General features: G+C 65.7%; 21 protein-coding genes and 1 tRNA gene. 14 read left to right on the top strand and 8 right to left on the bottom strand.

Annotation, left to right across the window (positions count from 1 at the left end):
* Positions 1-292 precede the first annotated feature (292 nt).
* The 3 genes from BN977_RS31745 to BN977_RS05870 form a co-directional block, all read right to left on the bottom strand.
* Complete coding sequence (locus BN977_RS31745; protein ID WP_036396685.1) at positions 293-694, bottom strand: DUF4145 domain-containing protein; 402 nt, start codon at positions 692-694, stop codon at positions 293-295.
* Between the two features lie 483 nt (positions 695-1,177).
* Positions 1,178-2,230 (bottom strand): hypothetical protein, encoded by a 1,053-nt coding sequence (locus BN977_RS32610; RefSeq protein ID WP_131590023.1) that lies wholly within the window; start codon positions 2,228-2,230, stop codon positions 1,178-1,180.
* Between the two features lie 503 nt (positions 2,231-2,733).
* Positions 2,734-3,009 (bottom strand): hypothetical protein, encoded by a 276-nt coding sequence (locus tag BN977_RS05870; protein ID WP_036396683.1) that lies wholly within the window; start codon positions 3,007-3,009, stop codon positions 2,734-2,736.
* Positions 3,010-3,195: 186 nt separating this feature from the next.
* Here BN977_RS05870 and BN977_RS05865 point away from each other — a divergent pair, with 186 nt between their 5' ends.
* Genes BN977_RS05865 through BN977_RS05835 form a run of 7 tightly spaced genes read left to right on the top strand, consistent with a single transcriptional unit; the run spans position 3,196 to position 9,967 of the window.
* Positions 3,196-4,152 (top strand): ABC transporter substrate-binding protein, encoded by a 957-nt coding sequence (locus BN977_RS05865; RefSeq protein ID WP_046872990.1) that lies wholly within the window; start codon positions 3,196-3,198, stop codon positions 4,150-4,152.
* The gene (locus tag BN977_RS05860; RefSeq protein WP_024451942.1) at positions 4,149-5,069 is read left to right on the top strand and encodes an amino acid ABC transporter permease; all 921 of its coding nucleotides are present in this window, start codon (positions 4,149-4,151) and stop codon (positions 5,067-5,069) included. Before BN977_RS05865 ends, BN977_RS05860 begins: the two co-directional genes overlap by 4 nt.
* Before the next feature lie 29 nt (positions 5,070-5,098).
* Positions 5,099-5,851: an amino acid ABC transporter ATP-binding protein gene (locus BN977_RS05855; protein WP_024451941.1), complete on the top strand. Its 753-nt coding sequence runs from the start codon at positions 5,099-5,101 to the stop codon at positions 5,849-5,851.
* A 5-nt stretch (positions 5,852-5,856) separates the two neighbouring features.
* Positions 5,857-7,002 (top strand): MacS family sensor histidine kinase, encoded by a 1,146-nt coding sequence (macS, locus tag BN977_RS05850; protein ID WP_024451940.1) that lies wholly within the window; start codon positions 5,857-5,859, stop codon positions 7,000-7,002.
* The gene (locus BN977_RS05845; protein WP_036398530.1) at positions 6,999-7,655 is read left to right on the top strand and encodes a response regulator; all 657 of its coding nucleotides are present in this window, start codon (positions 6,999-7,001) and stop codon (positions 7,653-7,655) included. Before macS ends, BN977_RS05845 begins: the two co-directional genes overlap by 4 nt.
* Before the next feature lie 45 nt (positions 7,656-7,700).
* Positions 7,701-9,434, top strand: a complete 1,734-nt coding sequence (locus tag BN977_RS05840) for a DUF2339 domain-containing protein (protein ID WP_036398525.1) — start codon at positions 7,701-7,703, stop codon at positions 9,432-9,434.
* Positions 9,435-9,475: 41 nt separating this feature from the next.
* On the top strand, positions 9,476-9,967 hold the full coding sequence (locus BN977_RS05835) for a Dps family protein (protein ID WP_024451937.1): 492 nt from the start codon (positions 9,476-9,478) through the stop codon (positions 9,965-9,967).
* On the opposite strand, the gene BN977_RS05830 is transcribed toward BN977_RS05835, so the two are convergent.
* Entirely contained in the window at positions 9,942-11,216 is a 1,275-nt protein-coding gene (locus BN977_RS05830) for an adenylate/guanylate cyclase domain-containing protein (protein ID WP_024451936.1), read from the bottom strand. The genes BN977_RS05835 and BN977_RS05830 overlap by 26 nt on opposite strands.
* 537 nt (positions 11,217-11,753) lie before the next feature.
* Here BN977_RS05830 and BN977_RS31345 point away from each other — a divergent pair.
* Complete coding sequence (locus BN977_RS31345; RefSeq protein WP_051561092.1) at positions 11,754-13,841, top strand: cellulase family glycosylhydrolase; 2,088 nt, start codon at positions 11,754-11,756, stop codon at positions 13,839-13,841.
* 62 nt (positions 13,842-13,903) lie between these two features.
* On the opposite strand, the gene BN977_RS05820 is transcribed toward BN977_RS31345, so the two are convergent.
* Positions 13,904-13,977 (bottom strand) — tRNA-Leu (locus BN977_RS05820).
* A 129-nt stretch (positions 13,978-14,106) separates the two neighbouring features.
* Between BN977_RS05820 and BN977_RS05815 the strand changes: the two genes are divergently transcribed.
* The 6 genes from BN977_RS05815 (at position 14,107) to BN977_RS05790 (ending at position 20,050) form a co-directional block, all read left to right on the top strand.
* Positions 14,107-14,718, top strand: coding sequence for a two-component system response regulator PdtaR (locus BN977_RS05815; protein WP_191262636.1), 612 nt, complete (start codon positions 14,107-14,109; stop codon positions 14,716-14,718).
* 198 nt (positions 14,719-14,916) lie between these two features.
* Positions 14,917-16,128, top strand: coding sequence for a branched-chain amino acid ABC transporter substrate-binding protein (locus tag BN977_RS05810; protein ID WP_024451933.1), 1,212 nt, complete (start codon positions 14,917-14,919; stop codon positions 16,126-16,128).
* Between the two features lie 90 nt (positions 16,129-16,218).
* The gene (locus tag BN977_RS05805; RefSeq protein ID WP_024451932.1) at positions 16,219-17,256 is read left to right on the top strand and encodes a branched-chain amino acid ABC transporter permease; all 1,038 of its coding nucleotides are present in this window, start codon (positions 16,219-16,221) and stop codon (positions 17,254-17,256) included.
* A complete protein-coding gene (locus BN977_RS05800; RefSeq protein WP_024451931.1) occupies positions 17,253-18,443 on the top strand; it encodes a branched-chain amino acid ABC transporter permease in 1,191 nt (396 codons plus the stop codon). Before BN977_RS05805 ends, BN977_RS05800 begins: the two co-directional genes overlap by 4 nt.
* Positions 18,444-18,534: 91 nt before the next feature.
* Positions 18,535-19,323 carry an ABC transporter ATP-binding protein gene (locus tag BN977_RS05795; protein WP_346413013.1) on the top strand — a complete coding sequence of 263 codons (789 nt, stop codon included), beginning with the start codon at positions 18,535-18,537 and terminating at the stop codon, positions 19,321-19,323.
* Positions 19,310-20,050 (top strand): ABC transporter ATP-binding protein, encoded by a 741-nt coding sequence (locus tag BN977_RS05790; RefSeq protein ID WP_036396680.1) that lies wholly within the window; start codon positions 19,310-19,312, stop codon positions 20,048-20,050. The genes BN977_RS05795 and BN977_RS05790 overlap by 14 nt, the downstream gene beginning before the upstream one ends.
* Positions 20,051-20,538: 488 nt before the next feature.
* Here BN977_RS05790 and BN977_RS05785 read toward each other — a convergent pair whose 3' ends face one another.
* The 3 genes from BN977_RS05785 to BN977_RS05770 all read right to left on the bottom strand — a co-directional run bounded on the left by BN977_RS05785 (position 20,539) and on the right by BN977_RS05770 (position 23,256).
* Entirely contained in the window at positions 20,539-20,760 is a 222-nt protein-coding gene (locus BN977_RS05785) for a DUF167 domain-containing protein (RefSeq protein WP_036396678.1), read from the bottom strand.
* 862 nt (positions 20,761-21,622) lie between these two features.
* The gene (locus BN977_RS05775; protein ID WP_036396676.1) at positions 21,623-22,819 is read right to left on the bottom strand and encodes a lipid-transfer protein; all 1,197 of its coding nucleotides are present in this window, start codon (positions 22,817-22,819) and stop codon (positions 21,623-21,625) included.
* Positions 22,816-23,256 carry a Zn-ribbon domain-containing OB-fold protein gene (locus BN977_RS05770; protein ID WP_036396675.1) on the bottom strand — a complete coding sequence of 147 codons (441 nt, stop codon included), beginning with the start codon at positions 23,254-23,256 and terminating at the stop codon, positions 22,816-22,818. Before BN977_RS05770 ends, BN977_RS05775 begins: the two co-directional genes overlap by 4 nt.
* Between the last annotated feature and the right edge of the window lie 17 nt (positions 23,257-23,273).

Here is a 23,273-nt window from a genome sequence, read left to right as displayed (position 1 = left end):
GCCGTCCCCGGGTGCCATTTCCGACCGCTCAAGACCACCGAGAAGATGGACCTCGGCGACGTCGTGTCAGATCTGTGGAAAGCCACCTGTCCGCCCGTGCCGGCGGTCCTGGCCGCAAAAGCCAAGGATGAGGTTTGTCGTGGACGGCGTCACCTATCAGTTGGACGGGGCGGTGCAGGTCTTTGGTGACCTGGCAGGCGTGCCGTTCAAATGCACGGCCATCGCCAAGCGGGTCGGTGCGTGATCCGGTCTCGGCGTGGTCCGTCGAATTAGTTTGACGCTCGCCTTTTGGCTAGCCGTCTCGCCGCTCCACCTGCTGGCGCTTTGACTCTGGGAGGTCCGCATAGAGTTGCGCGATCCGCTGGGGTTCAACGATGAGCCGGTCAACGATGATATTCAAAAGATCGAACATGGCCGATGCTTCCTTCGCGCTGTCATCCAATTGCACCTCACGGGGATGGACGTAGTCATTGCCAGTGATCCTGAGTACGTCCATCGCCTGCTGAAGTTTGACGCTGAGCTGACGGTCTTTGACGAGGTTCCCGATTGCGTCGTTGAGGCTTACGCCGGATTGGCCAAGGTGGTTGCGCGTCAAAACCTCCAAGGCGGTGCGTAGGAGGGCGGCGGCACTGCGAGGAGACACGTCCGCGACGGAGCTGGCCTCTCGATACAGTTCTAGAACGTCATCGGGCATCCCATCTACCGGCTGCCTAGCACTCTTCGAGGTGAATGGGTAGACGAGATGGCCGTCTACCCACCATGACTCTTGAAGGCAAGCCATGCACCTGTTCCAATTCACGGCTTCGTGGCGTGAGGGTCCGCCTTCGTCATCGTCGTAGTCGATAAGGACGCCCCGCGAGTCCTGGGTACACAGGGTCTCGCAGTAGGGGCATGTGTAAAAGTTGAGTCCCGCTGTAGGCTCCACAAATTTTGCCAATCCACACCCCTTCCAGATGGTCGGTCTAACGGCATCGTCGCATCGCACACCGACAACCCGGAGATGCGGCGCGCCTGGTGAGGTGAGATATCATTGCCCATGACCCGGGGCGCTCGGTCGTAAAGGTTTTGCGCCAGCCGGCAACAGCTATAGGTTGCCCGACCCGTTTAGCGCTTCCGGTTGGCCGTCTGGACCACGGCACCAAAAAGCGCCAAAACTTAGTTCTAAAGCGCGGTGGTTCTACCTGCCGCTGCCTTGGTTCTTAGCCACCAAATCGAGAGCCTTCGTAAGTAAACCTGTGACGTCTTCTGGCAGGGCGCCGACTTTGCCTTTGTCTGCGCGCGCCAATCCGGGATCTGCAAATGCGCGATTTCCGAGGTTGACAATGAGGTGGCGGCGTTCTTCGTCATCTAATACAGCTGCGTAGGCTTGGACAGAGTCTATTTGCGTCACGAGTATCCGTAGATAGCGTTCCGTCTCGCGATGCTGCGATGAGATTCGCGCGAAGTATGCGGCCAGGGCAAGGAAAGGCAGCCCGATTATCGCCTTAATTGCAGTTCCCGCAATTGGATCGACCACAGATGAAAACACTATTTTTTCGGTCGTGAGTGCAGCCACTGGCAACGCTATTCCGAGAATTACCGTCAGGACAACGGCGGCGGTCCAGGCATAGGCACGCTTTGACTCAATATCCAGTTGGTCCGAAAAACCCTTCGCCAGGGTCTTAGCGCCCACCTTACCCGCCGCTGTGTCAATGTTGTCCAACGTTGATTCGGCAGAGCGTTCTATGCGCTTAAGGTTCTGCAGAGACTCATCCGCCAATTTTTCTCGAAGAAGATCGCTAATGACGAGTCGATATATGTCCGGTTCGTCAACGATAAAGTTCTGCAGTTCTTTGTAGGCGGTCACGAGAGTTTCGTCGGACCAATTTCGAATCGACATCGCCGCATGTCTTATCAAGTCCCACTTTTCGTCAGGTGGCGCATCCTGAAGGCCGCGAATGAGGGCTTCTATTTGCCGCCTCAGCTTGTTTAGGGCATCTTCCCGTATGCACTGGCCGAACCGAAAAGCAAACTTTTCGCCATGGGGTCTGTTGCTGACTTCGAGAACATCGACAAGAATTCGCGTAAGATCGTTGACTTCAAGTCGCATATCTTCGAGCACGGAGTAGTCGCGGCCATTCTCCGAAGCAGATCGATCGCCGAACCACCAGCCTTGTCCGGCGGTTGCAAGGTTCGCGAGATCGGTCAACACGGTATTGAGCGGCTGCTCATTGACGCCGTTCTCGCCCATCCAAACGATTCGAAGTAGAGGGACCTCGGTAACGTCCCCCGGCGGATGGTAAGCGTCTGTCGTGTCGGACATAACGGCTGATGGTAGTCGCCCTGATTTGCTCGTCTTTGATTCGACGCGCAACAAAGAACCACCCCCGGCCGTAGGGCTGCCGGGGGTGGTTGCCTGTTTGACCTTACGGGCTGTGCCAGTCGTCGTATAAATCCAACTCCAGGCCGTACGCGTAGACCCGACACTCTGGTGAGCCGTCATCAAGAGCGGCCCGTGCTATGTCGAGCCACACGGCCTTGGGCGCAATCCACGGGCCGTTGATTGGCTGGCATGGTCCGTCACCGACACCGGCGCACATATCCGCCATGTGGACGAGCGGTTCGTCTGCTGCGCTCCACGGTAGTTCGTCACTCACGCTGTGCACCCTATCGACAGGGGCAGACAGGTCAGCGGGACGAAGTAATGCAACACAGCGAAGATGGCCGCAGCCAGCAGGGCGGCGAACGTGGTCCTCATTGGTGGGCCAGGTTGGTCAGTGCAGCGATCACATCGCGTAGGCCGGCCAGAGGGATGGTCTCGTCACCGATGCGCACCCACTTGTGGATCTCGCCATCGAGGTACTCGATGCCGCCCAGGCCGATGGTCAGGCGACCCGTGGTCCATTCCTCCCCGCCATCGTTGGGGATGTCGATGACGTGCTGGTGCGTCGTGAACGTCCGCCACGTCCGCCCGACCGGATCATTGTCGACCCACTCGCGCGTGTCGAGGATTGCGGGGATACTACTCATGCGGATGCCTCTCCTGGCAGTGAAAGGGCGTTAGCAGAGTGTCGGATAACACACGGAATAGCGCTGAGATGCGAGCCGCAGCGATTCAGGCAACCATAACGTTCAGCCTGGCCTAATCTTCCGTTACCGGCACTGCGCGCTGGGGCCACTGTGGTTAACGTCTTCGGGTTGAAGCAGTAGTAGAAGATGTCGGTGGCACATGAGCCCGACGAGGAAAGAGGAACTGTGGCAGTTGGATGTAAGAGCCGCCGGATCGCGGTCTGGCGCGTTGCGGCGGTGTTCGCGGCAACCGGTGCGCTGGCCCTGTCGGGCTGTGCCAAGAACGAGGACAGCGCCGCGCCGTCCACCACGACGACGGCCGCCTCGGCCGAGAAGGTCGAGGCCATCGCCAACACCGTTCCCGAGGCCATCAAGTCCTCCGGCAAGCTCATCGTGGGCGTGAACATTCCCTACGCCCCCAACGAGTTCAAGGACGAGAGCGGCAAGATCGTCGGTTTCGACGTCGACCTGGTCAACGCGGTGGCCGCCACGCTGGGCCTCAAGGCCGAGTTCCGGGAGTCCGACTTCGCCAAGATCATCCCGTCGGTCCAAGGCGACACCTTCAACATCGGAATGTCCTCGTTCACCGACACCAAAGAGCGCGAGCAGTCCGTCGATTTCGTGACGTACTTCTCCGCCGGTATCCAGTGGGCCCAGCCCAAGGGCGGTTCGATCGACCCGAACAACGCCTGCGGTAAGAAGGTCGCCGTCCAGGCCACCACCACCGAGGAGACCGAGGAACTGCCCGCCAAGAGCAAGGCGTGCACCGATGCCGGTAAGCCGGCCATCGAGATCCTGAAGTTCGACAGCCAGGACGCGGCCACCAACGCGGTGGTGCTCGGTCAGGCCGACGCCATGTCGGCGGACTCCCCGGTGACCCTGTACGCCATCAAGCAGAGCAACGGCAAGCTGGAAACCGCAGGGGAGACCTTCGAATCCGCGCCGTACGGCTGGCCGGTGAAGAAGGGGTCGCCGTTGGCGCAGTCGCTGGTGCAGGCGCTGCAGCACCTGATCGACAACGGCACCTACAAGCAGATCGCCACCAACTGGGGTGTCGAGTCGGGGATGATCGACAAGCCGGTGATCAACGGAGCAATCAACTGAGCGAAACCGAAGTCTCTCAAGCTCCACCACCGATCGACGCGGTACCCCTGCGCCACCCGTGGCGGTGGGTGGGGGCCGCGCTGATCATCGCGGCGACCGCGCTGTTCCTCTACGGCGCGGCCACCAACGACGCCTACCGCTGGTCGGTGTACCGCAAGTACCTCTTCGATCAGCGGCTGCTGGAGGGCGCGTGGAACACCCTGCAGCTCACCATCTATTCGATGGTGTTGGCGATCCTGCTCGGCATCGTCCTGGCCGTGATGCGGTTGTCGCCCAACCCGGTGTTCCGGTCCGTGTCGTGGGTGTTCCTGTGGATCTTCCGCGGCACCCCGGTGTACGTGCAGTTGGTGTTCTGGGGCTTGTTCCCGACGATCTATAAGAACCTGCAGTTGGGTATCCCCTTCGGCCCGACCTTCTTCGAGCTGAATCTGCAGGCGTTGTCGATACCGTTCCTGCTGGCGGTCATCGGGCTCGGGCTCAACGAGGGCGCCTACATGGCCGAGATCATCCGCGCCGGCATCTCCTCGGTGCCCGAGGGGCAGTCCGAGGCGTCGACGGCACTGGGCATGTCCTGGGGGATGACCATGCGGCGCACGGTGTTGCCGCAGGCCATGCGGGTGATCATCCCGCCCACCGGCAACGAGATCATCAGCATGCTCAAGACCACCTCGCTGGTGACGGCGGTGCCCTATTCGTATGACCTGTACGGCATCGCGGTCCGCGATATCGGCGGCCGGATCTTCGAGCCGGTGCCGATGCTGATGGTGGCCGCCACCTGGTATCTGGTGGTGACGAGCGTGCTGATGGTCGGTCAGTTCTACCTGGAGCGGTACTTCTCCAGGGGCGCGTCGCGCAAGCTGACCACCAAACAGCTTGAGGCGCTGGCGAAAGCACAAGCCGGGACAGGTGGGATGTGACGGTAGAAGATTCGGTGCAGGCCGCGCCGATGGTCAAAGCCGAGCAGGTGTGCAAGAGCTTCGGCGCGCTGCACGTCCTCAAGGGCATCACGCTGGAGATCGGCCGGGGTGAGGTGCTGGTGCTGGTCGGGCCGTCCGGTTCGGGTAAGTCGACCTTCCTGCGCTGCATCAATCACCTGGAGGAGGTCACCGCCGGGCGGCTGTACGTGGACGGTGAACTCGTCGGGTACCGCGAGCGGGGCGGCAAGCTGCACGAGCTGAGCCCCAAGGACGCCGCCCGGCAACGCCGCGACGTCGGCATGGTGTTCCAGCACTTCAACCTGTTCCCACACCGCACCGCGCTGGAGAACATCATCGAGGCGCCGGTTCACGTCAAACGGGTCAAACGCGCTGCCGCGCTGGCCCGGGCCAGGGATCTGCTGGCCCAGGTGGGGTTGGCCGACAAGGCCGATGCCTACCCCGCGCAGTTGTCCGGTGGCCAGCAGCAGCGGGTGGCCATCGCCAGGGCCCTGGCCATGAGCCCCAAGCTGATGTTGTTCGACGAGCCGACCTCGGCGCTGGACCCGGAACTGGTCGGCGAGGTGCTGGGGGTCATGAAGAACCTGGCCCGCGAGGGCATGACGATGGTGGTGGTGACCCACGAGATGGGCTTCGCCCGTGAGGTCGCCGACAAGGTCGTCTTCATGGACGGCGGTGTCGTGGTGGAGAGCGGCGCACCGCGTGAGGTGCTGACCAATCCTCAGCACGAGCGGACGAAAGCCTTTCTGTCCAAGGTGATGTAGCGGCGGTGGCAAGCGTGTCCGACCCGGCGGCGCCGCTGTGGCGGGCCGCGCAGGTGTTCCGGTTGCTCAGCTGGGTGTACGCGCTGGTGTTCCAGCTGTCGAAGAATGCCGAGTTCGCCCGCCCGGTGCTGGGCTGGGTGTTGTTCGGTGCGTTGACCGGCTGGAGCCTGGCGTGTGCCGTGGGTTATCTGCGCGGGTTCGGCCGCCGCCGGGCCTGGGTGCTGGCCGAGGTGGCGGTGGTGGTCGCGCTGATGGCGTCCACGCCGCTGGTCGCCTCGGCATCGTGGACGCTGGCCAACCAGACCTGGCCGACCACCTTGTGGGCCACGAATGCCGTTGTCTCGGCGGCCGTCCTGGCCGGGCCGGTGGCCGGGATGCTGGCGGGGCTGATCGTCATGGGCACGGCCGCCGCCCTCAAGGGCTCGATCTCGGTGGATCTGGTGCGCACCCCGACCATCCTCATCGAACTGGCCGTCGGGCTGGCGGTCGGCATGGCGGCGTCCACGGCGCGTCGCGCGCACGACGAACTGGAACGGGCCACCCGGCTGGCGGCCGCCCTTGCCGAACGGGAACGACTGTCCCGCGAGGTGCACGACGGTGTCATGCAGGTGCTCGCCCTGGTGTCCCGGCGGGGCCGGGAAATCGGCGGTGCGGCAGTGCAATTGGCCGAGGCGGCCGGCGAGCAGGAGCGGGCGCTGCGCCGGCTGATCAGTGGCGCCGGCGCTGATTCGCAGACGATGTCGGCCGACGCCGATCTGGGTGCACTGGTGCGTAGATTCGAGTCCGACCAGGTGTCGGTGAGCCTGCCCGCCACAGCGGTTCTGCTGGACGCCCACCTGGCGACCGAGATCGTCGCGGCGGCAGAGAATGCGCTGACCAACGTCGAGCGGCACGCCGGTCCGGACGCGCACGCCTTCGTCCTGCTCGAGGATCTCGGTGACGCGGTGGTGGTCAGCATCCGCGACGACGGGCCGGGCATCGCCGCTGGCCGACTGGCCCAGGCCGAGGAGCAGGGGCGCGTCGGGGTGTCGAAGTCCATCGTGGGGCGGATGCGGGCACTCGGCGGTGAGGCGGTGCTGACGACATCGGAAGGCGGGGGGACGGAGTGGGAGTTGAGGGTGCCCAGAACGGTGCGGCGGCCGGCGCGATGACGACGGTCATGGTGGTCGACGATCATCCGATCTGGCGTGACGCCGTGGCGCGCGATCTGGCCGAGGATGGGTTCGAGGTGGTGGCCACCGCGGACGGGGTCGGATCGGCGCGCCGGCGGGCCGGGGCGGTCCAACCCGATGTGGTGGTGATGGACATGCGGCTGTCCGACGGCACCGGAGCCCAGGCCACCCTCGAGGTGCTGGCCGTCTCGCCGGCGTCGCGCATCCTGGTGCTGTCCGCCTCCGATGAGCGCGACGACGTGTTGGAGGCGGTGAAGGCCGGTGCCACCGGATACCTGGTGAAAAGCGCGTCCAAGGCCGAGCTGGGCGCGGCGGTTCGCGCGACCGCGCAAGGCAGGGCGGTGTTCACGCCGGGGTTGGCGGGTCTGGTGCTGGGGGAGTACCGGCGCATCGCGCAGCAGCCACCGGACGGTCCGGCCGGGCCCAGCCTCACCGACCGGGAGACCGAGATCCTGCGCTACGTCGCAAAGGGGTTGACGGCCAAGCAGATCGGTGAACGGTTGTCGCTCAGCCACCGCACCGTGGAGAACCACGTGCAGGCCACCTTCCGCAAGTTGCAGCTCGCCAACCGCGTCGAGTTGGCCCGCTACGCGATCGAGCACGGGTTGGACCGCGAACCCGAAGTCGAGTAGTCCTACTCATCCGGCGGGCCACGGTCCCGCGCGACGATGACGGACATGACCGAACCGCAACAGGCGCTCGCCCGGCTGGCCGCCGAGTTCTCGACCATCGCTGGCCAGTTGCACCGTGCCTCCGCCGAATTGCAGCAGTTGGCCGGTGCGCTCCACGCCCAGCCCGTCCAGCCGCCGGTGTACTGGCCCTATCCGCCGCAGCCGGTCCCGGCACCGCCGCCCCCGCCGGTGCCCGCGCCCCGGCCCGCGCCGTCGAACTGGATCGGCAAGGCGCTGGCGGTCGCCGGGGTTGCGGTGACGCTGATCGGGGTGGTCCTGCTGGTGGTGCTGGCCGCCCAAGCCGGATTGCTGGCCCCGCCGGTCCGGGTGGCCGGTGGCGCGGTGCTGGCCGTCGCCCTGGTGGGCGTCGCGTGCCGGCTGCAGGCCCGGCCCGGTGGCGGTCTGGGCGCAACGGCCCTGGCCGCCACCGGCATTGCCGCCGGCTATATCGACGTCTTGGCCGTCACCACGATCTACGACTGGTTGCCCGGGGCGGCCGGTCTGGTGCTGTCCGCTCTGGTGGCCGGTGGCGGCCTGGCGCTGGCCCGGCGGTGGGCGACCGAGCAGCTGGCGCTGCTGGTCCTGGTGCCGCTGATCGTGCTGGCGCCGATCGTGGCGGGCGGCATCACCCTGCTGCTGGTGGGTTTCATGCTGGCGCTGTCGGCGGCGACGCTGCCCGTCCAGCTCGGCCGCGACTGGGTGGGGATGTACGTGGCGCGGACGGTCGCCGGCAGCGTGCCGGTGCTGCTGGCGCTGGTCGGGGTGGCCTTCGGCGCCGGACGCGATCCGTGGCTGGCCGGGGCGTGCGCCATCGCGGCGGTGTTGTCGCTCGGCTCGGCGTTGATCCTGTTGCCGCACAGTGCACATCGCACCGCCGTGGCGTTGACCGGGGCGCTGGGCGCCCTGCCGGTGCTGGCCGTGTCGGCCGCGACGCCGCACGTGCCCGCGGCGCTGATGGCCGCCGCCCTGTCGGCGGCCACGCTGGCGATCGTCCTGGCCGCCAGCCGCATCCCCGGGGTGACGGCGCCGGTTCGCCATATCTGGACGGCGCTGGCCGCCGTGGCGGCGCTGGTTGCCGTCGGTGTCGGTTTCGCCGGACCGGTCGCCGGCCCGCTGTTGCTGGCCATGGCGGTGCTCACGGCGGTGGCCGGGCGGCACAGCGCGGCCGCGCAGTGGACGGCGGCCTTCTTCGGCACCGTCGGCGGGTTGGCGCTGATGTCGACTGCCGGGCCGGTGACGCTGGCCTCGGCGACGGTGCTCACCACACCGGATGCGGTCTCGGTGCTGATCTCGGCGGTGTTGCTGGGTGGCTATGCCACCGCGCAGTGCTGGTCGGTCCGGCAGCGGATCGAGGGTGATCTGCTGCGGCTGTTGTTGGGCGGGGCGGCGCTGGTGTTGGTGTACGCCGTGACCGTGTTCACCGTGACGGCCGGGGTGTTGATCGCCGGACTCAACGGCGGATTCCTGGCCGGGCATATGGTGGCGACGATCTGTTGGATCGCGTTGGCGGCGGCCCTGTTCGGTTATGCGGCGCGCCGTCCGCGCACGGACCGGTCGTTGCCCATCGGCGCCGGTATGACGTTGGTGGCGGCGGCGGTGGCGAAACTGTTCGTGTTCGACCTCGGCACGCTGGACGGGATGTTCCGGGTGGCGGTGTTCATGGTGGTGGGTTTGGTGCTGCTGGGCATGGGTGCCGGTTATGCCAGGTTGTTGAACCAGCAGGACCAGAACCGCACCTAGTTTTTTGGAATCATTCCAGAAAAGACGCCGTTGTTGATGACATGACCACTTCAACTCGACGCAATGAAACCGATATCCAGGGATTCCGGGCCTCAGCCCAGCTGAGTGCTGCGCTGCAGCAGGTCCTGGTCGACATGATCGAACTGCATCTGCAGGGCAAGCAGGCGCACTGGAACGTGGTGGGCACCAACTTCCGCGACCTGCACCTGCAGCTGGACGAGCTCGTCGACTTCGCCCGCGAGGCCAGTGACACCATCGCCGAGCGGATGCGTGCGCTGGACGCGGTCGCCGACGGACGGTCCGACACCGTCGCGGCCACCACGACGTTGCCCGCCTTCCCGGCCTATGAGCGCAGCACCGCCGACGTGGTGGACCTCATCGTGACGCGCATCTATGCCGCCGTGGCGACGCTGCGCGGTGTGCACGATGCGGTGGATGCGGAAGACCCGAGCACCGCCGACGTGCTGCATCAGCTGATCGACGGCCTGGAGAAGCTGGCCTGGCTGATCAAATCGGAGAACCGGAAGGTGTGAGCTCGTCCGGCAGCGCTTCGGCCGGTTTGCGCCCCACCAGGTACCAGGTGCGCATCAGGCCCTTGCCCTTGACCTCGACGTGGCCGCGTTCCTCGAACAGGTAACTGTCCTTGATGCGGTCGTAGACGTCATGGGGCACCTGGATCCGGCCGACTTCGTCGGTGCTCTCCATCCGCGAGGCGACGTTCACGGCGTCACCCCAGACGTCGTAGAAAAACTTGCGTGATCCCACCACGCCCGCGACCACCGGCCCGGCGGCGATGCCGATGCGCAACGGCACCGCACGGCCGCGGTGGTCACGCAGCCCGTCGACGGCGGCAGCCATGTCCAACGCGAGGCAGGCCAGCGCTTCGACGTAGTCGGGTCGTGGCTGCGGCACGCCGCTGACCACCATGTACGAGTCGCCGCTGGTCTTGATCTTCTCCAGGTGGTGCCGGTCGACCAGCCGGTCGAAATCGGTGTAGAGCCGGTTGAGGAACACCACCAGATCGGCGGGCGTGGTGTCGCTGGCCCGCTGGGTGTAGCCGGCGATATCGGCGAACAGAATGGCGGCGTCGTCGTACCCGTCGGCGATCACGCCGTCCTCGCGGTCTTTGAGCCGGGCGGCCACGCTGCTGGGGAAGATGTTCGCGAGCAGCGCCTCGGACTTGTCGTACTCCTGCTGTAGCGCTCGCTCGGCGCGGTCGATGCGCCGGATCGCCGAGTACACCACGGTCACCACCATGACGCTTGCTGTCGCAACGGTGATGGTGAAGCTGACCCGCATCTCCAGCGGCGACTGCAGGCCCGTGCTGCGCGGAACCAGCCACTCCAATGCCACCACCAACCCGGCCCCGATCGCCACGAGCACCGAGGCGAACACGATGTGCTCGGTGCCCACGATGAGCACCAACAGCGCGGCGGCGACCACGAAATAGAACTGCAGGCCCGAGCCGGTGCCCAGTTGGCTGCACAGATAGGCCGTGGAGAGGTAGGCGACCGCGACGAACGCCGACGCCGCGACCATGGCGCCGAACCGGTACAGCATCGGAACGGCCGTGAAAAACACTGCGGTGACGAGGTTTACCGCGGCGAGGTACCACAGCTCCCGGCCGAGGAACAGCTGGGCCACGCCGTAACCGCCGGTGATCGCGGTGGCGATGCGGCAACTGATGGTGAGCGCGGCGAAGCGCCGGCCGGACGCATCTTCGTACTGCTGCCGACCCGCCGGCAGATCCGGGAGGCAGCGCCCTTGGCCGCCGACAGCCACGTGCCGAAGGCTACTCCCACATGTCAGGATGGCGGGCCGAAACCGGTGAGCGTTCGATCGGTTCGGCAAACGTTGTCCAGGGGCCGTCGCCGGCCGGCCGTCGGCCGAACGTAGGACGGTTCGCTCGAATTTGCTGGACCATCACGAGATGGTGCGCGATCATGCTCCTGAGGCGGCGGTACACCGCTGGTGTTGGTGTGCAATATGTCCAGTACCTGGACACTTGCTGTGTTCGCCAGAAGGGGCCGCCCAGTGGAGGTCATTCGGAGCGCATTTGCCATAAGCGCGATTATGACCGGCCGAAATTGCAATTTGCGCACCGGTAAATTCTTTGCCGGTCGGATCGCGTTGCCGGCAAATTCTCTGACACTTTTTCTTACTCCTGAGTAAGTTTCGCAAATTGCCGCTACGTCGGTTAATTTCCTAGCAATGTCAGGCCCACGTCGACGACGTTGTGGCAAAAGAACAGAGGTGGTCAACATGTGGGGTTCTCGCCCTGGGCCGGTACGTGGTATTGCGGTCCGCTCGGTAATTGGTTTGACCACCGCAGCCATTGTTGCGGCGACCGGCAGCCATTTCGTCATGCCCGAGGTCCAGCACACGGCGACCTATAACGTGCAGAACACGGCCGCGATCGACGACTCCCCGTCGACGGTGGGGATTTCCGAGGGCTCGGACTTCTATATCGCGATCAACAACGCCCTCGCCGCGCCGGACGCCGACCCGGTGGCGATCCTTGCCGAGGTGAACGCTCGCCTCCAGCAGATGCAGGACCTGGGTGTCGAGAACGTCCGGCTGCTGGTGCCGTGGGCCGGCGTGCAGCCGGTGGATCCGGCGCTCGGCTCACCCGCGGGCGACCCGAATTGGGGCGCCCTCGATCTGATCGTCAACGCCGCCCACGACAAGGGCATGGGCATTCTCGGTGTGCTCAACTCGACGCCGTGGTGGGCTACGGAATCGACTCCCATCAACGGTCAGCCGGCCGACTTCAACGAATTCGCCGACTTCGCCAAACAGGTGGCTCTGCGCTACGGAGAGAAGATCGGCGCCTACGAGGTCTGGAACGAGCCGAATGCGGCGTTTTTCTGGAACCCGGTCGATCCGGTCGACTACACCAACATGTTGAAGGTCACCTATACCAAGCTCAAAGAGGCGTCCACTGAGCTCGGAGTGGATATCACGGTGATCGGTGCCGTCGTCGGCGCGGGGTTGACCAGGGGCGACTTGTCGATGAATCCGGTTGACTTCGTCCAGGCCATGTACAACGCCGGCGCCAACGGCTATTTCGACGCGCTTTCGTTCCACCCCTACAAGTACGACCTGAAATTCTCCGAGGGCGACACCGTGCCTTGGTACACCGACACACCGCTCTACCAGGCCCAGCAACTACGCGCTTTGATGGATTCCTATCTCGCGCCTGGTCAAGAGCAACTCAAGATGTGGATAAGCGAGTACGGACTGCCGACCAATGTGGTGTCCGAAGAACAGCAGCGCGATTACATCGTCGATTTTCTCAAATACTGGCAATCCTTCGCGGGTGCCGGGCCGGTGTTCCTCTACACCACCCAGGGCACGGCCAACCCTGGTGAAGACACCTACAACGACCAAGCGCATTTCGGGCTCTACAACGCCGATGGGTCGCCCAAGGCGATAGCGCTCATTCTCAAAGACTTGATCAAGTCTCTTCAACCGGAAACCCCGACGAATCCGGTGTCGTCCTTGCTGCAGATGCTCGGTCAGCTCATCAGTAATGTGCTGGCATTCGTCCCGAACCTCATCAGCGCGGTCGTGACCTCGGTGGTGAACGTCGTCAAACAGCTGGTCAGCGCCATCGGCGGGCTGCTGGGCGGTCAGACCGTGACGACGACCGCGCTGAGCGCGGCGCGGGCGGGCACCTCGATCGACGCGGCGATTGCCGAGGACGTCGCACAGGATGCGGCGGTGGACGAGACGGCCGCCGCTGCCGATGAAAAGACCAAGGGCAAGACCGAGGGGGTGAGCGCCGAGACGCAAGCCGCTGAGGGCACCGTCACCGAGGAGCCTGTCGTTACCGAGCCGGTGGTGACCGAGGCGGTCGCGGAGCCGGTGGTGACCGATCCCGCCGTGACGGAGCCGGTGGTGACGGAACCTGCTGTCACGCAGCCGGTGGTGACGGAACCTGCTGTCACGGAGCCCGTCGTGACCGAGCCTGTGGTGACCGAACCTGAAAAGCCCGCTGCCACCGAGGAATCCAGCACATCAACCGAATCCACCGAGCCCGAGCCCACGAAGCCGGAAGCCACGAAGCCCGAGACGACGACTCCCGAGACGAAACCGGAAACCTCGACGCCCGAGACGAAGCCGGAGGCGTCGAGTCCCGAGGCAACCAAGCCCGACACGACGAAACCCGACACGACCAAGCCGGACACGGCGAAACCCGACACGACGAAGCCGGACACCAAGCCGGATACCTCGTCGGTGAAGTCAGGCCATGGGACCACCGCGCAGACGGCTCCGAAGCCGAGTATCAGCGACAAGCCGCGTCATGGCGGAACGTCGACCCCGGCCGCGACCACCCCATCGCAGCGGGAGAACGATACGGCGAAGTCGGGTGCGGCATCGTCGGGAGCCGGCGGCTCCGAATAAGAGACGAGGGGAAATGAAGGGCCGCGGACCGCGCGGCCCTTCATTTTCGTGTCTGGATGGAGTGCCCTCGGTGAGATTCGAACTCACACTGCACGGGTTTTGAATCCGTTTCCTCTGCCAGTTGGGATACGAGGGCCGTACCGCTGCGGACTCCCACCATAGAGGATGCCGATTCCGGCGCCGGCCACCAGGGACCCCCGCGCCGCGACGCGCCCGATCAACCCCGAGGTCGCTGTCCGGCCGCTCTCACGCGACAATGTCTCACATGACCGACGCTCCCGCCCCACGCCGCGTCCTCGTCGCCGAGGACGAAGCCTTGATCCGACTCGACCTGGCCGAAATGCTGCGTGAGGAAGGCTATGAGGTCGTCGGGCAGGCCGGGGACGGCCAGGAAGCGGTGGATCTGGCCGAAAGCCTCAAGCCCGACCTGGTGATCATGGACGTCAAGATGCCGCGCCGCGACGGTATCGACGCCGCCTCCGAGATCGCCGCCAAGCGCATCGCGCCCATCGTGATCCTGACCGCCTTCTCGCAGCGCGAACTGGTCGAGCGGGCCCGCGACGCCGGCGCCATGGCCTATCTGGTCAAACCGTTCTCCATCACCGATCTGATCCCGGCCATCGAGGTCGCGGTCAGCCGGTTCAGTGAGATCAGTGCGCTGGAGAGCGAGGTCGCCAACCTGTCGGACCGCTTGGAGACGCGCAAGCTGGTCGAACGGGCCAAGGGTTTGCTGCAGGCCAACCAGGGGATGACCGAGCCCGAAGCGTTCAAGTGGATCCAGCGGGCGGCGATGGATCGGCGCACCACCATGAAGCGGGTTGCCGAGGTGGTGCTGGAAACCCTCGACACGCCCGGCGGCGAATCCTCGTCTGCCTGATCGCTGTGGCCGGGCTGGGTTAACACTGCGTTTCCGGTCTGGGGCTATCGCCTGCTCGCGCCATCGACGCGCCACGGCCAATCGTTCAACATCACGCAACGCGGCGACCGGTTGGCTAGTGTCTACCCGAAGCCTCAGCGACCGGCCGACCTGGCCGAATCGTTGATGCCGTCGGAATCCATGACTCGGAGGTGAAGCGTGCGCGGTCGCGTGGCACGGAATGCATTTGCGCTCGGTGGTGCTGGCCTGCTGGTACTCGGTATTGCCGGGTGCAACCAGTCCGCCCCCGAACAGGGCACGTCCAAGGCGGACCTGAAGATCGTCGAACAGGTCCAGATCGACGAGAACGGCGGGGAGGTCAAGGCCGCCAGCGGTGCCACCCCGGCCGATCCCGCCGGCGACGGCAAGGCCACCTGCCCGCCCGTGTCCATCGCGATGGCCGGTGCGCTCAACGGCCCGGACGCCGCGCTCGGCATCAACATCAAGAACGGTGTGCAGCTGGCGATCGACAAGCACAACGCCGCGAACCCGGGCTGCCAGGTGCAGCTCAAGCCGTTCGACACCGAGGGCGACCCGCAGAAGGCGACGGCCATCGCCCCGCAGATCGTCGACGACCAGTACACCATCGGTCTGGTCGGCCCGGCCTTCTCCGGCGAGACCAAGGCCACCGGCACGGTGTTCGACCAGGCCGGCCTGGTCGCCACCACCGCGTCGGCCACCAACCCGACGCTCAGCCAGAACGGCTGGAAGACCTTCTTCCGCGGCCTGGCCAACGACGCCGTGCAGGGCCCGTCGGTGGCCAACTATCTGAAGAACACGTTGGGCTTCAAGAAGATCTGCGTCATCGACGACAGCACCGACTACGGCCTGGGCCTGGCCACCGCGGTGCGCGACACCCTGGGCCCGGTCGCCGATCCCGGCTGCAACATCTCGGTGAAGAAGGGCGACAAGGACTTCTCCGCCGCGGTCACCCAGGTCAAGGGTGTCAGCCCGGATGCCATCTTCTACGGCGGCTACTACTCCGAGGCGGCCCCGCTGGTCCAGCAGCTGCGCGACGGCGGCTACACCGGCGTCTTCTCCTCGGCCGACGGCACCAAGGACCCGGAGTTCGTCAAGCAGGCCGGCGAGGCCTCGAAGGACGCCATCCTGGCCTGCCCGTGCGGCCCGGCCACCGGCACGTTCGCCGAGGAGTACAAGAAGAAGTTCAACACCGACGCGGGTACCTACAGTGCGGAGGGCTACGACCTCGGCACCATCCTGCTCAAGGGCATCGACTCGGGTGCCATCACCCGGCCGGCGCTGCTGGACTTCGTGAAGAAGTACAACGGCCAGGGCATCGCTCGTAACTACCAGTGGACCGACAAGGGTGAGCTCACCACCAACCTGATCTGGATCTTCAAGGTCCAGTAGGGACTTGCTGACGGAACGCGTCCGGGACCCCGGTTCCGGACGCGTTCTTGTTCCAGACAGCCACCCCAGCGATCAGGAGCCCGCCACCGGATGACCCCCGACTGCATCGGTCAGTACGTCTGCACCGCAGCCAATATCAACTTCAACGTCGACAACCTGGTGAACGGGTTCGGCCAGTTGACCATTGACGGACTGTCGTGGGGAGCGATCTACGCGCTCGTGGCGGTCGGCTACACCCTGGTGTTCGGGGTGCTGCGGTTGATCAACTTCGCCCATTCCGAGATCTTCATGCTCGGCATGTTCGGCGCCTACTTCGCGCTCGACATCATCCTGGGCTTCACCCCGAGTGGCACGCCTTACAACAAGGGCATCGCGCTGACGGTGCTGTATCTGGCGATCGCCATGGTGGTCGCCATGCTCGTCTCGGGTGCGGCCGCGGTCGGGCTGGAAGTGGTGGCCTACCGGCCGCTGCGTAAACGCAACGCCCGGGCGCTGACCTTCCTGATCACCGCGATCGGCATGTCGTTCGTGCTGCAGGAGTTCGTGCACTTCGTGTTGCCCAAGATCATCAAGGGCTACGGCGGCAGCAACGCCCAGCAGCCGATCATCCTGGTACAACCCAAGACTCAGTTCACCATCTTCGGGGCCACCGTCTCCAACGTGACCATCGTGATCGTCGTGGCGGCTCTGGTGTTGGCGGTGTTGACCGATATCGCGATCAACCGCACCAAGTTCGGCCGCGGTATCCGCGCGGTCGCTCAGGACCCCACCACCGCGACGTTGATGGGGGTGTCCCGGGAGCGGGTCATCATGACGACGTTCCTCATCGGCGGTCTGCTCGCCGGTGCGGCCGCGCTGCTCTACATCATGAAACTGCCGCAGGGCATCATCTACTCGGGCGGATTCCTGTTGGGTATCAAGGCATTCTCGGCCGCGGTGCTCGGCGGCATCGGGAACCTGCGCGGCGCCCTGCTCGGTGGTCTGATCCTCGGGATCATGGAGAACTACGGTCAGGCGCTGTTCGGCACGCAATGGCGCGACGTGGTCGCCTTCGTGCTGCTGGTTCTGGTGTTGCTCATCCGGCCGACGGGCATACTCGGTGAGAGCCTCGGGAAGGCACGCGCATGAGCCATCAGCAGACGACGGGGTGGCGTCGCAACGTCTTGGCCCCCGGAGATGGCCTGCGGCAGTGGTGGTCCGAGCTCAGCCGGCCGATGAAGTGGATCTTCGGTGCGCTGCTGTTCGTGATCGTCGGGCTGCTGCCGTTGTACACACCGGGTTTCCTGGACACCCCGGGCATCAGCTTCGGCGGCACCATGGCCCAGTTCGCCATGGTCGCCATCATCGCCATCGGCCTGAACGTGGTGGTGGGGCAGGCCGGCCTGCTCGACCTGGGGTATGTCGGCTTCTACGCCGTCGGCGCCTACACGGTGGCGCTGCTCACCAGCCCGGACAGCCCGTGGAACAAGGTCGGCCCGACCGGCTTCTTCAGCAAGGACTGGGCCTGGCTGTCCTGCGTGCCGATCGCGATGGCGGTGACAGCGCTGGCCGGTCTGATCCTCGGCACGCCGACGCTGCGGCTGCGGGGTGACTATCTGGCCATCGTCACGCTCGGTTTCGGTGAGATCATCCGGCTGCTCGCCGACAACCTCACCGACATCACCAACGGCCCGCGCGGGCTCAACGAGATCGCGTATCCGAGGCTGGGGGAGAACGAGCACCTGCCCAATGGTGTGTTCTCCAGCGGTAATTCCGGTGGTGACGCCAACTACGGCACCTGGTGGTTCTGGCTGGGCCTGGTGCTCATCGTCATCGTGCTGCTGCTGGTCGGCAATCTGGAACGCAGCCGGGTGGGCCGCGCCTGGGTGGCCATCCGCGAGGACGAGGACGCCGCCGAAGTCATGGGCGTCAACACCTTCAAGTTCAAACTGTGGGCCTTCGTCATCGGTGCGGCCATCGGCGGGTTGTCCGGCGCGCTGTACGCCGGGCAGGTGCAATACGTTGCGCCGCCGACGTTCAACATCATCAACTCGATGCTGTTCCTGTGTGCGGTGGTGCTCGGTGGGCAGGGCAACAAGCTGGGCGTCATCTTCGGTGCCTTCATCATCGTGTATCTGCCCAACCGCCTCCTCGGCGTGCACTTCCTGGGCATCAACCTGGGTGACCTGAAGTATCTGTTCTTCGGCCTGGCGCTGGTGGTGTTGATGATCTTCCGGCCGCAGGGCCTGTTCCCGGTGCGCCAACAGTTGTTGGCGTACGGCAAGTCCGCGCGCAATCTGCTCAGCAAGGCCGACGACTCGAAGGCGGCAGCATGACAGCCACGCGAGAAGCGAAGCGAGATCGCGCATGACACAGCCGGACATCGACGTCGAGATCGACGAGGACAAGGCCGCCCTGCACCGCGACATGAACGCGGCCGAGGGCGAGAAGCTGCTGGAGACAAAGGATCTCACCGTCAAGTTCGGCGGCCTCACCGCGCTGGATGCGGTGTCCTTCGATATCCGGCGCGGCGAGATCCTGGGTCTCATCGGCCCCAACGGGGCGGGAAAGACCACCTGCTTCAACGCCATCACCGGTGTCTACCGGCCCAGTTCGGGCAGCGTCACCTTCGACGGCGCCCCGCTGGGCAAGATCAAACGCCACCAGATCACCCGCCGCGGCATCGCCCGCACCTTCCAGAACATCCGGCTCTGGGGCGAGATGACCGCGCTGGAGAACGTGGTGGTCGGCACCGACGCCCGGCACAAGACCTCGGTGCCCGGCGCGCTGATCCGCACCCCGCGGCACCGGCGCGAGGAGAAGGACGCCATCGAGCGCGCTGCGGCGCTGCTGCAGTTCGTCGGCATCGCCCACCGCGGTGAGGAAAAGGCCAAGAACCTCTCCTACGGCGATCAGCGCCGCCTGGAGATCGCCCGCGCGCTGGCCACCGAACCGAAGTTGTTGTGCCTGGACGAGCCCGCGGCAGGGTTCAATCCCAGCGAGAAGGCCGCGCTCATCGACCTGATCCGGGCGATCCGCGACGACGGCTACACCGTGCTGCTGATCGAGCACGATATGCGGTTGGTCATGGGCGTCACCGATCGCATCGTGGTGCTGGAGTTCGGGCGCAAGATCGCCGACGGGCTGCCCGCCGAGATCCGCGAGGACCCGAAAGTCATTGCCGCCTACCTGGGAGTGCCCGATGACGAGCTCTGATCCGCGCCCGGTGCTGCTGGAGATCCGCGACGCCGTCGTGCACTACGGAAGAATTCAAGCGCTGCACGGTGTTTCGCTGGTGGTGCACGAGGGCGAGCTGGTCACCCTGCTGGGCTCCAACGGTGCCGGCAAGACCACCATGATGCGGGCCATCTCGGGCCTGCGGCCACTCACGTCGGGATCGGTGTGGTTCGACGGTCAGGACGTCTCCAAGGTGAAGGCACACCAGCGGGTGGCGCAAGGGCTGATCCAGGCGCCGGAGGGACGTGGGGTGTTCCCGGGTATGACCGTCGTCGAAAACCTCGAGATGGGTTGCTATGGACGGAAATTCCCGTCCAAGAAGGAGCACGACGAGCGGCTCGACTGGGTGATGACGACCTTCCCGCGGCTGGCCGAGCGGCGCAGCCAGGTCGGTGGCACGCTGTCCGGCGGCGAGCAGCAGATGCTGGCCATCGGCCGCGCGTTGATGGCCCGGCCCAAGGTGCTGCTGCTCGACGAACCGTCGATGGGGTTGGCGCCCATGGTGATTTCACAGATCTTCCGGATCATCTCCGAGATCAACAGTCAGGGCACCACGGTGCTGCTGGTCGAGCAAAACGCCCAGCAGGCGCTCAGTCGGTCCGATCGGGCCTATATCCTGGAGACCGGGGCCGTGACGCGCAGCGGCGACGCCCGCGAACTGCTCAAGGACGACAGCATCCGGGCGGCTTACCTCGGCGTGGCGTAAGCGTCCGGCGGCCTCGTCAGGGCTGGCGCTGAGTCGGCGGAGTCGGCGCAGAGGTTTGTCCTCCGGTCCCCGGCATCTTTCCGGGACCCATACCGCAGGCAGGTCCCGACGGCGATTGGGTGCGTGCGTATGGACTGCACCAGTATCCACCGGTGCTGTAGGCGCCGGCGTGGAAGCCCCTGAAGAAGATGACGACGACGATCAAAACGACGCCAGCGACGATGCCGACCCAGGCGGCCACGCGGAAGAGCGGGTTTGCCGCACCGACGGTGCTGTGGTGAATGATGTCGTCCGGGTGGAGGACTCGGGTGCGTCAGTCATGTCGATGTCTTCCTGGGTTGCATACGCGGTCTCGGTGCGGTCCGAATGCCGGCCACAACCCTCAGTTTCGGCTCCGGTGAACGGCTTGCGTTAGAGCCTTTTGTCCTCTCGTCTGCAGCCGAGGTGCAGGGTGAACCGAACGAAGGATCTCTCGGCCGGCCTGAGCGTCAGGGTGTGACGCGGAATCGTTTCACCCGGGCGGTGGCTCCCGACACCAATTCCAACCGGCTCTTGGGTACGCCGAGATGCGCGGCCAGCAGCTTCGTAACCGCCTCGTTGGCCTTGCCGTCGACGGCGCGCTCCGGCACATAAATGGTCAAGGTGCCATCGTCGTGCGTCTGCACCAGCGGGCCCTTCTTGCTGCCGGGCTTGACGTTGACGGTGATCACGGCCGCCGAGTCTAGTGAGCGACGATCACGTGGCGTGACCCGCACAGCTCCGGCACAGAAAGCTCCTATCCAGCCATAGCCTGCTCATGGCTCACGCTGATTTTCAACGACGAGAATCGATTTCGGTTGGGACTCAGTGAACGGAGCACATGAACCCATGAACGTAGGCATCAGGGTCGCGGCGAGTTCGGCAGTGGTGGCCGGTTTGACCGCCGGCGTGCTGTTCGGCGGCGCAGCTGTGGCGACCGCGGCGCCGCAGTGTCCACCGGGAGTGCAGAACTGCCAGGGTGGTGGGCCGGGCGGACCTGGCGGTCCTGGCAACGACGGTCCCGGCAGGCACGACGGCGGCCCCGGCGGCCCTGGTGGTCCCGCTGGTCCGGGCGGACCTGACAACGGACCCGGTGGTCCAGCCAACAACGGACCGGGCCGGGATGACAACGGTCCCGGCGGGCCGGGCGGTCCCGCTGGTCCGGGCGGACCTGATGGTGGTCCGGGTGGCCAGGGCTGGCATGACAACGGTCCCGGCGGCGGGCCGCAACACGACGGAACACCGGGTTGGCACCCCGATCGGCCCCCGGCGCTACCGCCCGGCCAGTTCGACCGTCCCGCACCGCCGGACGGCGACCCCGCATGGGGATGGGGTCCGGGCCAGGGCAACGTGCCGGTCTGGGCTCACGATCGGCCCGCGCCACCGTGGTGGGCGCCGTTTGCCCGTGTCTTCTGGTCTGACGTGCGCAACTCGTGGGGCTTCTGGTGGGGTCCGTTCTGGTTCCCCGCCTGATCGACCGACCGCCGAACGTGAACTCGTGCCTGTGAATCCGCGAGGATCTCTGGCTCGAGTTCACGCTCGGCGCAGAGATTGCTAGCGAGCGACGATCACCGAGGAGCCGTGCCCGAACAGGCCCTGGTTGGCGGTCACGCCGACCTTGGCGCCCTCGACCTGGCGGCCGGTGGCCTGGCCCTTGAGCTGCCAGCTGAGCTCGCACACCTGCGCGATGGCCTGCGCCGGAATGGCCTCCCCGAAACTGGCCAGCCCGCCCGAGGCGTTGACCGGCACCCGGCCGCCGATCGTGGTGGCTCCGCTGCGCAGCAGGCCTTCGGCCTCGCCCTTGGGGCACAGGCCCAGGTGTTCGTACCAGTCCAATTCCAGAGCGGTGGACAGGTCGTACACCTCGGCCAGGCTGACATCTTCGGGTCCGATCCCGGCCTCGGCGTAGGCGGCATCGAGGATCTGGTCCTTGAACACCCGGTCCGGACCAGGCACCACCGCGGTGGAATCGGTTGCGATATCGGGTAGTTCGGGCAGATGCTGGGGGTATTGCGGGCTTTGCAGGCTCACCGCGCGCACCGACGGGACGCCCTCGACCGATCCGAGGTGCTTCTCGGCGAAGGACTTGCTGGCCACGATCAGCGCGGCGGCACCGTCGGAGGTCGCGCAGATGTCCAGCAGCCGAAGCGGATCGGAGACCACCGGGCTGGCCAGCACGTCCTCGACGGTGGCTTCCTTGCGGTAGCGCGCATTGGGGTTGTTCAAGCCGTGCTTGGCGTTCTTGACCTTCACGTGGGCGAAGTCCTCGACGGTGGCGCCGTAAAGGTCCATCCGGCGCCGCGCCAGCAGCGCGAAGTACACCGTGTTGGTGGCGCCGATCAGATGGAAGCGCTGCCAGTCCGGATCGTTCTTGCGTTCCCCGCCCACCGGGGCGAAGAAGCCTTTGGGCGTGGTGTCGGCGCCGATCACCAGCGCGACATCGCAGAAACCCGCGAGGATCTGCGCACGTGCACTCTGCAGCGCCTGTGAACCGCTGGCGCATGCCGCGTAGCTGGAGGTGACGGGCACCCCGTTCCAGCCCAACTTCTGGGCGAACGTCGCGCCGGCGACGAATCCCGGGTAGCCGTTGCGGATGGTGTCGGCACCGGCGACCAACTGGACCTGGCGCCAGTCCAGGCCCGCTTCGGCCAGCGCGGCGCGGGCGGCGACCACGCCGTACTCGGTGAAATCGCGGCCCCATTTACCCCAGGGGTGCATGCCCGCGCCGAGGATGTACACGGGCTCACTCATTGCGCGATCCTCCAGGCGTGGGTGGTCCGGACGACGCCGTCGTCGTCGGTGTAGAGCGGCATCGTGGTCAGCTCCATCTCCATGCCGATCTTGAGGTCGGCCGCCAAGGTGCCCTCGACCACCTTGCCGAGCACGATCAGGCCTTCGTCGGCCAGTTGCACCGCGGCCACGGCGAACGGCTCGAACGGGTCGGGTGACGGGTACGGCGGCGGGGGTGCGTAGCGGTTCTCCGTGTAGCTCCACACGGTGCCGCGCCGAGACAACGGCACCTGTTCCAGCACGTCGCTGTCACATGCCGGGTTGGGGCAGTTGTTGGCCCGCGGCGGGAAGACGAACGTCGCGCACTCCGGGCACTTGGCCCCGATCAGATGGGTGGCGCCGGCGTCGTCGGTGGCGAACCACCCTTCGACGGCGGGCTGCGAGGATGCTGCTGGCACGAGGCTCAGCGTACCCA

It is taken from the genome of Mycolicibacterium cosmeticum (assembly GCF_000613185.1).
Lineage (GTDB): Bacteria > Actinomycetota > Actinomycetes > Mycobacteriales > Mycobacteriaceae > Mycobacterium > Mycobacterium cosmeticum.
The sequence above is the reverse complement of the archived record's forward strand: the minus strand, read 5'-3'. Positions and strand labels throughout refer to the sequence as shown.